Source organism: Waterburya agarophytonicola KI4 (assembly GCF_020640915.1).
Taxonomy (GTDB): Bacteria; Cyanobacteriota; Cyanobacteriia; order Cyanobacteriales; family Xenococcaceae; genus Waterburya; species Waterburya agarophytonicola.
Genome location: NZ_JADWDC010000012.1, coordinates 90,641 through 100,697, shown reverse-complemented (window position 1 = coordinate 100,697; position 10,057 = coordinate 90,641). Strand labels below are relative to the sequence as shown.

Annotated in this window: 9 protein-coding genes; 3 read left to right on the top strand and 6 right to left on the bottom strand. The window is 38.2% G+C overall.

Annotation, left to right across the window (positions count from 1 at the left end; all coding sequences use genetic code 11):
* Positions 1-131: 131 nt before the first annotated feature.
* From I4641_RS07425 to psbZ, 3 genes are all read right to left on the bottom strand, one after another.
* Positions 132-1,832, bottom strand: a complete 1,701-nt coding sequence (locus tag I4641_RS07425; protein WP_229639844.1) for a sensor histidine kinase — start codon at positions 1,830-1,832, stop codon at positions 132-134.
* A gap of 167 nt (positions 1,833-1,999) precedes the next feature.
* Complete coding sequence (ribH, locus tag I4641_RS07420) at positions 2,000-2,554, bottom strand: 6,7-dimethyl-8-ribityllumazine synthase (protein WP_229639843.1); 555 nt, start codon at positions 2,552-2,554, stop codon at positions 2,000-2,002.
* 103 nt (positions 2,555-2,657) lie between these two features.
* On the bottom strand, positions 2,658-2,846 hold the full coding sequence (psbZ, locus tag I4641_RS07415; RefSeq protein ID WP_229639842.1) for a photosystem II reaction center protein PsbZ: 189 nt from the start codon (positions 2,844-2,846) through the stop codon (positions 2,658-2,660).
* 357 nt (positions 2,847-3,203) lie between these two features.
* Between psbZ and malQ the strand changes: the two genes are divergently transcribed.
* On the top strand, positions 3,204-4,718 hold the full coding sequence (malQ, locus tag I4641_RS07410; protein WP_229639841.1) for a 4-alpha-glucanotransferase: 1,515 nt from the start codon (positions 3,204-3,206) through the stop codon (positions 4,716-4,718).
* Between the two features lie 53 nt (positions 4,719-4,771).
* Positions 4,772-5,572 carry an ankyrin repeat domain-containing protein gene (locus I4641_RS07405; RefSeq protein WP_229639840.1) on the top strand — a complete coding sequence of 267 codons (801 nt, stop codon included), beginning with the start codon at positions 4,772-4,774 and terminating at the stop codon, positions 5,570-5,572.
* A gap of 29 nt (positions 5,573-5,601) precedes the next feature.
* Here the strand turns inward: I4641_RS07405 and I4641_RS07400 are convergent, their stop codons facing one another.
* Entirely contained in the window at positions 5,602-6,216 is a 615-nt protein-coding gene (locus tag I4641_RS07400; RefSeq protein WP_229639839.1) for a cobalt-precorrin-8X methylmutase, read from the bottom strand.
* A 26-nt stretch (positions 6,217-6,242) separates the two neighbouring features.
* Positions 6,243-7,022, bottom strand: a complete 780-nt coding sequence (locus I4641_RS07395) for a DUF1868 domain-containing protein (RefSeq protein ID WP_229639838.1) — start codon at positions 7,020-7,022, stop codon at positions 6,243-6,245.
* Positions 7,023-7,238: 216 nt separating this feature from the next.
* Between I4641_RS07395 and I4641_RS07390 the strand changes: the two genes are divergently transcribed.
* The gene (locus I4641_RS07390) at positions 7,239-8,477 is read left to right on the top strand and encodes a protein kinase domain-containing protein (RefSeq protein ID WP_229639837.1); all 1,239 of its coding nucleotides are present in this window, start codon (positions 7,239-7,241) and stop codon (positions 8,475-8,477) included.
* A 25-nt stretch (positions 8,478-8,502) separates the two neighbouring features.
* On the opposite strand, the gene I4641_RS07385 is transcribed toward I4641_RS07390, so the two are convergent.
* Positions 8,503-10,005, bottom strand: coding sequence for a serine/threonine-protein kinase (locus I4641_RS07385; RefSeq protein ID WP_229639836.1), 1,503 nt, complete (start codon positions 10,003-10,005; stop codon positions 8,503-8,505).
* Positions 10,006-10,057: the final 52 nt, after the last annotated feature.

Here is a 10,057-nt window from a genome sequence, read left to right as displayed (position 1 = left end):
ATTTTCAAAATAATCATCATTTTACTTTCTTCTGGGCTTAAACAAGAAGTATTGGAATAAGACCCGCAACCCAAACGTGATTTTAGGATACTCCTACTTCACGGAGTAGGTAGGAGTAGTTCATGCTAGTCTTAATTTAAGGAGAAAGCAATAGTAAAGGTAGTGGTTTGTTCTTGGCTACTAACTGTAATTTCTCCTCCTAATAACTTGACTAGTTTTTTGACTAAAGCCAAACCAATTCCCGTTCCTCCATGTTGCCAAGGATCTCTATTTGGTATGCGATAAAATTTATCAAAAATTCTTTCTTGCTCGTCAATAGGAATTTCTATTCCAGTATTAATAACTTTGATTAATAGTTGGGTGGGAGTATTGTTCGTGCAAATAATAATATGTCCGTCTGGAGGAGTATATTTATAGGCATTATTCAACAATTCATGTACCACTCGTTTGAGCATTTTGGCATCAGAACGTAAGATGGGGGTATCTTGGGCTAAATCTAACTGTAGTGTTTGCTGCCTTTCCCCCAGAGAAAAAGTTTTGACTATTTGAGGAATCCAAGTTGGTAAATTAATTTCTTGCCAAAGATCGGGCTTGCTAGCAGCATCGACGTAGCAAAGAGTTAGTAGATCGTCTACTAATTGATTTTGTTTTTTAAAAGAGGAATGAAAAATTTCCATTACCTTATTGATTTTGGGGGATTGATGGGCACCAATTTCTACTTCTAAAAGGTTTTCTAAGGTACTAATTGCCAGGCGAAGACGACTCATGGGAGTTCGCAATTCATGGGAAATAGTTTTAAGAAAATCATCTTTAACTAAATTGAGTTTTTCTAATTCTTTAACTTGTATTTGTTCTGCTTTATAAAGTCTGGCTTGGCGAATTGCGATCGCACATTGATCGGCAATTTGCTGTACTAGTTGAATTTCTTCTGGTTCAAAAATGCTTTCTTTGGGGCGCATCAGCCAAATATTGCCCAAAATACCGCGATCGTCGAAAATGGGACTAACTAAGCGAGTTACTCGCTGTTGTCGGTGGCCAACTGTAGGCAACCAGTCAACAAAATGAATCGATTCTTTATTTAATAAACGAGCGTATAATTCGGGAAAATCCTTGACTTGGCGGTGAATTCCTCTTTCATCGGGTAAAACAATCGGATATTCACAAATTACCTCAGTAATGCTGCCTTCGTATTTATATAATTCTATTTGACAGCACTCTAACTTTAGTCCTTCCGTGAGACTTTTGGTGGCAGTTTGTAGAACTTGCTTTTCATCGAGACTATCGCGGATAGCTTCGGTGATCGAGCGTACCAATTCTTCGGATTTTAGAGCTTGTTGCAACTTTGCCAGAGTCGATCGCAATTCGGCGGTGCGCTGTTCTACTTCTATTTCTTTTCTTTGACTGATGTTGATGCTGGTGGAAATTAAACGATAAACCTTGCCATTTCTATCTACCAGGGGATTTATAGTAGTCATCCAGCAACTGCGTTTGTTATCCACTAAAATATATTTTTCGTAACCGATCGCTTTCTTTGATCGCACACAATCATCATAGGTTTGCAAGATTGTGGCAATATCTTCAAGAGCAAATATTTCTTGAGGAGTTTTTCCCTTAAAGCTTTCTGTGGTAGTGCCAAGCCAAGCATTACAGGGGGAGTTAAGGTCAACATAAAGATATTCTCCTTCTCCCAATACCTCAATTACGCAAATTGCTGCTGTCGTTCCTTGATAAATACTCAGATAAAATTCATCTATCTCTGCATTATTTGATATCTCGTTATCTTTAACATTTTTCCCATCTAGCCCACGATCCTGAGGTACTTTGCTATTCACAAACGCTATACTGTGGCGGTGTAATGAATCTTCCGAAACAAGGCAAAAACAAACTGTGTTGCTGATTTAATAAATAAACTATAAATTAAGTCAGCAATATTGTCGGGATATCTTTATAAAAGCTTCAGTCTTTGTCTTGAAAATTAGAAATCGCTAGTATTTGTATTCTAAGTTGTTACTTTCGGTAAAGCAATAGTCTCATTTCCAGGGGGCAAATTAGCTGCCGAAGGTGAAGATGAAGTGTTTTGTATCTGCTGCATCAAACTAGCCATTTCCAGGGCATTTAAAGCATAGTTCCATCCCAAATTACTTTTGATCCCTGCTCTTTCTAGAGCCTGTTGCATAGTATCCACGGTTAGTACACCGAAAATAACTGGTACTCCCGTTTGAAAACTAGCTGCTGCCACTCCTTTAGCTGCTTCTGATGAGACATAATCAAAATGAGGGGTTTGTCCGCGAATCACTGCACCCAAACAGATAATAGCGTTATAACCACCAGTCAGAGCTAATTGTCTGGCTACCATGGCAATTTCGTAGCTACCAGGAACCCAAACATAGTCTACTTGACCATTGTTAGGCTCGATATTGATACCATGACGTTTGAGACAGTCTTGACAACCTGAAATTAGTTTATCAGTCACCAAATCATTAAAACGACCGATCACGATCGCTATTTTTAAATTTGAGACATCTCCTGCAAAAGTACCTTCAAAAACAGCCATAAGTCCAGATATTTACAATTACAATTTTACTTTATAAGATTAAAAGGCGATCGCCATGTTTTAAAGCGATCGCTCGTTGTTTCAGTTGGTTTAGTCTTGTTGTTTATATAACAAAAAAGTTTAAAACTGCTACTGCTACTACTAACACAGTCCAAATCCCCGAACCAACATAGATTAGAGATTTAGATTGTTCCCAATTTTGGGGGGAAGCATAGGCAACGGGAACTCCAATTACCATAACAAAAGAAAATAGAACTAAGGCTACTAGTGCCAGTTGAAATAAAATAGTCATTGTTTGATTCTCCTAATTTTAAGATAGCTAATGGGGCAAACCTTTAAATAAAGTTTTAATGTGCGAGACACCCTCAGCAGTCCCTCATGGGGGAAATCCCCAAGACCGCGCTGCTTCGCAAAACCTTTGCGGGTCTATGACCCGTTAAGATTATTGTCGAGGTTGGTTATTTTTTCTCCGATCTTTATACGCTACCAAAAAGTGACCACATCTGAGAAGAGATCTTTTACGCAATGCTTGATAACTTTATTCAAACTTTTGTAAACTAGTTCGATACCAAAGCTAGCAAAAAGCTATGGTTTTTCTGGGACAGACGGAAACATCAGTACAAAAATTACTAAAATTTATTGATCATAAATGTTAGATTTCAGAGCTAGCGGTATTTTGCTTCATCCTACTTCTCTGCCTAGCCGTTTTGGCATTGGAGATTTAGGCGATCAGGCTTATAAGTTTATTGACTTTTTGGCAAACAGCGACCAACAAATATGGCAGATTTTACCGATTGGACCAACGGGTTTTGGTAACTCCCCTTATTTGTCTTATTCCGCTTTGGCAGGAAATCCTTTATTAATTAGTCCCGAAGTTTTACACGGAAAGGATTTGTTAACCACCGAAGAGTTAAATTCGACTCCAGATTTTCCTTTAGATCGAGTAGATTTTGATCGCGTCATTGCTAGTAAAATTCCTCTTTTGCGGAGAGCAAGCGATCGCTTCAAAACCCAAATAGCCAAAACAGCAGACAGTGAATTTAAGCGTTTTTGCGATCGCCAAAATGACTGGTTGAGCGACTATGCTCTATTCATGTCTCTTAAACAAGCTCACAATGGTAAGAGTTGGCATCAATGGGATGCTGATATTGCTTATCGCCAACCCGAAGCGATGGCGAAATGGGCGACAGAATTAGCCGATGAAATCTTTTTTCATAAGTTCATTCAATATCAGTTTTTCTGTCAGTGGAAAAACCTCAAACAATATGCCAATCAAAAAGGAATCAAAATCTTTGGCGATATTCCCATCTATGTCGCCCACGATAGCGTTGATGTTTGGGCTCATAAAGATATTTTCTGCCTTGATGAAGAGACTGGAGAAGCATCTCTAATGGCTGGCGTACCGCCAGATTATTTTAGTGCTACGGGGCAACTTTGGGGCAACCCCGTTTATAACTGGGAAGAACTAGAAAAGACTGACTTTAAATGGTGGATCAGAAGAGTTGAGGGTATTTTAGAATACGTCGATATTATTCGGATCGATCACTTTAGAGGATTTCAGGCATATTGGGCAGTACCCCAAGGGGAAAAGACTGCTATGAATGGAACGTGGCTTGATGCCCCTGGGGATGAATTTTTCCAACTCTTAGAAAAACAATTGGGCAAGTTACCCATCGTGGCAGAAGACTTGGGGGTAATTACTCCTGAAGTAGAGGCATTGCGAGATAAGTTTAGTTTCCCTGGGATGAAAATTTTGCAATTTGCCTTTGATGATGATCGCGCTAATGGTTTTCTGCCCTTCAACTATACAGATCGCAACTGTCTTGTTTATACAGGCACTCACGATAATAATACCTCGGTTGGTTGGTTCTACGAGCGATCGCCTGAAGCTCAAGCTAGAGTGGTAGATTATTTGGGTTGTCTTTGCGACGATGGCATTCATTGGGCGTTAATTCGTCTGGCTTTAGGTTCGGTAGGCAATACGGTAGTTCTACCTTTTCAAGATATTTTAGGCTTGGGTACAGATGCCAAAATGAATACCCCTTCTCAACCTACAGGTAACTGGACGTGGCGTTGTCGCGAAGAAGCTTTTAATGATGAATTGAGTACTCGTTTGAAGTATCTTACTCATCTTTATGGTAGAACTCCTATTAGTCATGAGTAATTAATATTTGTCTTACAATACTTTTAATCTTTCGCAAAACTGGATTGAAGATTGTGAGTTGGAGAATTTTTGAGATAGTCGATCGCCTTACGCAATATTCTCGCAAGCAAGAATTAAAATTGATTAAAGCGATCGCTATTAACGATCTTGGTACTGTTAAGAAACTGCTACAGCAGGGAGTCAATCCTAATGCTAAAACAGCAGCCAAAACAGAGGAGTCATTGATATTTTCGATCTTTGAGAAAAATCACTTTACTCTACCTCAAGGTAGTATCCGCGATCGCTCAAAAACTCTTTATCGCATTACTGCTAACAAAGAATGTTTGTCTCTGTTACTTGAATATGGGGCAAATCCTAATATCAAAGACAGTTGCGGGTGTACTCCCTTAGAAATTGCAATTCTTTGGTGTCTGCCTGATATTGTTAAATTGTTGTTGATTCGGGGTGGAGATCCCAACCTGAGAGATAGCAAGGGAATTACTCCTTTAATGAAGACTGCTATCTTAGGTATTCGGGATGCTCGACCAATTAATGACAAACTACAGATCGTCATGCATCTCATTGATAGTGGTGCGGAAATTGACGCTCAGGCACAAGATGGTAAAACAGCGTTAATGTACGCTACAGGAAATTCTCGAATCGAAATAGTTGAATTATTGGTTAGTAGCGGAGCATCTTTATCGATTAGCGATCGCTTTGGCAATAAGGCTTGCGACATTATAGATCGGGGAGTTACCGCCGAACAACGAGATTCCTTGCAAAGAATTTTAACTCAACCCCAATTAAATCTTGTTAAATATAAATACCGAGAATTTATTCCCGAAGGCGATCGCTTATTAGATTCAATTTTATAAACTTCTCAAATCTAATTAATTTTGTTTAGCTAGTTCCTATAAGATGCCAAAACCAATAAAGCATTAACAATAGAAGCTGCTGCGGGAGAACCTCCCTTTCTTCCTTCGATGACTATTTGGGGTATATCTAATTGTAAGAGTGCCTGTTTTGATTCAATCACGGAGACAAAACCAACAGGCACGCCTATTACCAAGGCTGGCATAGCTTTACCATGAGATATTTGATCGCATAAACCTAGAAGTGCCGTGGGTGCATTACCAATGACATAAATTGCTTCGGGATATCGAGCGCAACATTTCAGCAAGCCTGTTTCGGTGCGAGTTTTTCCAGGATCGGCAGTTTTAGCCAAATCGATCGCTGCAATGACGGGATTATTAAAAGTTTTTGCCACTAAACCTTTAATACCCCTTTCCACCATTGTCACATCGGTAATAATTGGCACGCCAGACTTGATAGCTGCAATACCAGAGTCGATCGCACTAGGACTAAATTTTAGTAAATTTAGATATTCAAAATCAGCGGTGGCATGAATTACTCGTCGTGAGATTGCATATTCTCGCTGGTTTAGTTGATGTTTGCCTACTTCTCGATCGATAATCGCAAAACTCTGTTCGACAATAGGATGATTTAAAGCAGTTTTCATCTATCAAAAAAGCCCTTAGTTCTGATCTATACACCAAACTTAACCGTTGCCCACTCTGGTTGACGATGGTAATCAACCATGTTGTCAAACTTGCGTAATTGGGCTTCTTTGACAGTAAACACGGGTAATTCACTTTCTAGAAGGCGATCGTTGATTTGAGACAATACAATACAAAGGCGATCGCGATTTAAACTAGGAGGAATTTTATCAAAATAACCTAAAGTAATATGAGCCGTAATATCGTACTGTTGCTCGATTCCTAAACCAACCAAACCCGAATTTTGATAGAGATAGCGACGTAGCTGAATTACTGATTCGTAGCTTTCTCGATCTTTGGGAACTAAACAAGCCATAATTGCCCTTGGTCTTGCCATAACCCCCCATAATTGCCAAGTAAGGGGTTTTTTATCTGATAGAGACTCTTGATACTGTTGAAAACTGGCTGCAACTTCTTGCTGTAAGACACGATCAAACTCAGCATTAGCTGCGATCGCTTGACGATAACTTTCGTCCCAAATCAAGTCTGCTAAAGTGAAGTGAAAACTACTTGCAGGTAGAGGGATAAAGAGATCTGTTTCTAGCTGTTGGGATAGTTGTTGTTGAATAGTTTCTACCTGACGATAAAAATCCTGATTGAGATTATCTTCCTCCATCGGAGGGGTGATCGCGCTATAACCAGGAAAAGAAACTGGCTTTCCTTCCACAAACTTAGGAGAATGCTGAATAGTTTGTAGTTGCATTGAACAAGCAGTTGGTAAGGTTAACCTTGCCACTCGGTTGATATAGTCTTGATATGATTCGTCCAATCTAACTTACCTCTAATTCGATCGCTCTGTCGCAATAACTATTGTTTTCAGTGCGGATACTTATTATATTTATTGTGCCGTCTTAATTGCAGGATTTAAACATCAAATGTAACCCACTAGATGTATTAATATTTTATTATTATAAAGATTGCGTATTTAAGCTTAGAATACTGATGTGTTTCAATACACTTATCAAACCTCAATTAATACTCAGCTGTGAAGGGAAAGATTATAGGCTCTCGTTATAAAATCCTTGAGTATCTTGCTGAGGGGGGGTTTGGCAAGACTTATTTGGCAGAGGATACTCAACTACCAGGAAGAGATACTTGTGTGGTTAAGCAACTCCATCCCAGTAGCCAAGATCCCAAGTTTTTAGCCATAGCCAGACGATTGTTTCAAACAGAAGCTTCTACCCTCCATAATTTGGGTCATCATCAACAGATCCCCAAGCTTTTGGCTTATTTTGAGGAAGATGAAAAGTTTTATTTGGTACAGCAATATATTCAAGGTGAAACCCTGGGAAAAGAGCTAGATTCTGGTCTAATCTGGTCGGAAAGCCAGGCGATCGATCTTTTGCGGGATGGGTTGAATATTCTCAAGTTCGTTCATGGTAGAGGCGTAATTCACCGCGATGTCAAACCAGACAATCTAATCCGTTGCGACCTTGATGGTAAAGTTGTGTTAGTAGATTTTGGCACGGTCAAAGAAGTACTTCAAGGACAACAAACTAATATTGGTCAATTGACTGTAGCAGTAGGTACTCAAGGTTATATGCCAACGGAGCAAGCTAGGGGTAAGCCTCGTCCTTCTAGTGATTTATATGCTTTGGGAATGATTGCTATTCAGGCTCTTACGGGAATTGCTCCTCTAGATTTACCCGAAGATGATGATGGAGAAATTATTTGGGAGTCTTCGGCTAATATCAGCCGCGAATTGGCTGAAATATTAACTACCATGACAAGGTATCATTTCAAAGATCGTTATAAGTTAGCACACGATGTTTTGCAAGGGTTAAATAAATTGTCGTCTGCTCGTCTTACCAAGGCGCAATCTATTACTTCTATTCAATCTTGCGTTTTAGATCGGGATTTAAATAACGATCTAGGGGATGTTTCAATGTCTTCAACGGCAAAAATTAAATTGGTTGCTACTTCTACTATCGATCGCCATGATCTTCCAAAGACTGTAAGTGAAAATTGCGATCAAGCAGTTTTACCTCAAGAGAAAATTGACTCTACTACCAAGCATTCTCGACCTCAAAAAACGACCCCAGACAAACCAAAAAGCAAACATATCGATCGCAATATTATTAGTTTAATTGTAGTTTTTGTTTTCCTCGCTCTTGGAGGAATTGGCTTTTTTATGATTAATCGAACTAATTCAGATTCCGAAATAGAACCCGATCTTTCTAAGGAAAGAATGGAACAGGGAGAAGGTTTTAGAAAAGATTTATGAAACTCTACGATTATTTGAAACTAGATCAGTTTAAAATTTCTAAAGACTCAATCATCTTTTCTGCTTTGGGTAAAAACTTATCAAATTTATCGGGTTCGGCAGTATAAATTATCGTATAAATTTCTTTGTAATTAACCGTCCAAACTTCTTGTCGTTTAACTTTTTTGTCTAGATCCATTCCTTGATAAATTACGTATTTACCATCGCTACGCCCTAAGGTTGTTGGTCTTGGAGGAGAAAGAATAAAGTTGGCTAACTTTTCTATTTGATTAACTGCTTGATTGCTATATTCAGTCAGAGATAAAGGTCGAGAAGATTCTTCGACAATTATTGCTACTCTTTCTTGAAATTCATCTGATTCGCTTTCTTTGGGAGAAATAAAAACCATCGTATTATTTAAAAAGTTACTTCTATTTTCTCTCGACCAACCAGCAGGATATTCTACTTTAATATGTTCATTTTCATAAGTAATAAAATCTCCTTGACGAAAACTACTTAAATATAGCCAAGAAGGAATAGCAATGGCACTTAATATTCCTAAGCCAGCTAACATTTTAAATTTATCTAATTTATTTTTATCTGGAATAACAGGAGAATTTTCTGTCGATATACTACTATTTTCTTCCTGAATTGATGTTGGTTTTTGATTTGTAAATGATGTTGAAATTTCAGTGTTTTGAGCTAAATAAATAAGATTTAAAGCTTCCAAAATAGCCGTAGCAGACTGATAGCGTTTTTGCCATTGTTGCTCTACCATTTTGTCAATTAAATCGAGAAAGTTAAGGTCGTAATTAATATGAGGAGGCAGAAGATCTCGCCACATTAATTCTAAATTGACATTTCTATATAATTTATTAGGGTGTTTTCCTGTCATTGCTTGGATTACCACCATTCCCAACGCATAGATATCGCTGCAATATTCTGGCTTGCCATGAAATTGTTCGTCAGGAGTATAACCAGGACTTAATATACCTACTGTACGAGTAAATTGCCCTTCTTTACCAATATTTTGAGGATTGATTTTTTCTTTTACCGCACCAAAATCAATCAAGAAAATCCTATTATCAAAACGATTTCTAATTAAATTAGATGGCTTGATATCTCGATGGATATATCCCGCTTCGTGAATAAATTCTAAGACTTCTAAAGTTTGGCTCAAAAACTTAATCGCTCGATCGCGATCAAAATAATCTATTTCAGTTAATTCTTGCTCGATAGTTTTTCCTTCGATAAATTCTTGAACCAGAAAAAAATGGCTTTCTTCTTCAAAAAAGTCATAAATTCGGGGTATTTGGGGATGATTGCCCAATTTTTGCAAAGTATCTGATTCTTGTTGAAACAAACGCATTGCAGTTTCCAATTGAGCTTGATTATCATAAATAGGGGAAAAATGCTTGACGACATAAGTGCCACCAATTGCACTGAAGGTATCTCTGGCTAAATAGATCGTGCCAAAACCACCACTATCTAGCCTCTTTTCTAAATAATAATGTTCTTTTAGTGTCTTTCCTGCTAAGTTATCAGACATTAAGCTGGTTTCTCAAGAATTAAACTCTAGATTCCAGTCATTGTAATATTAT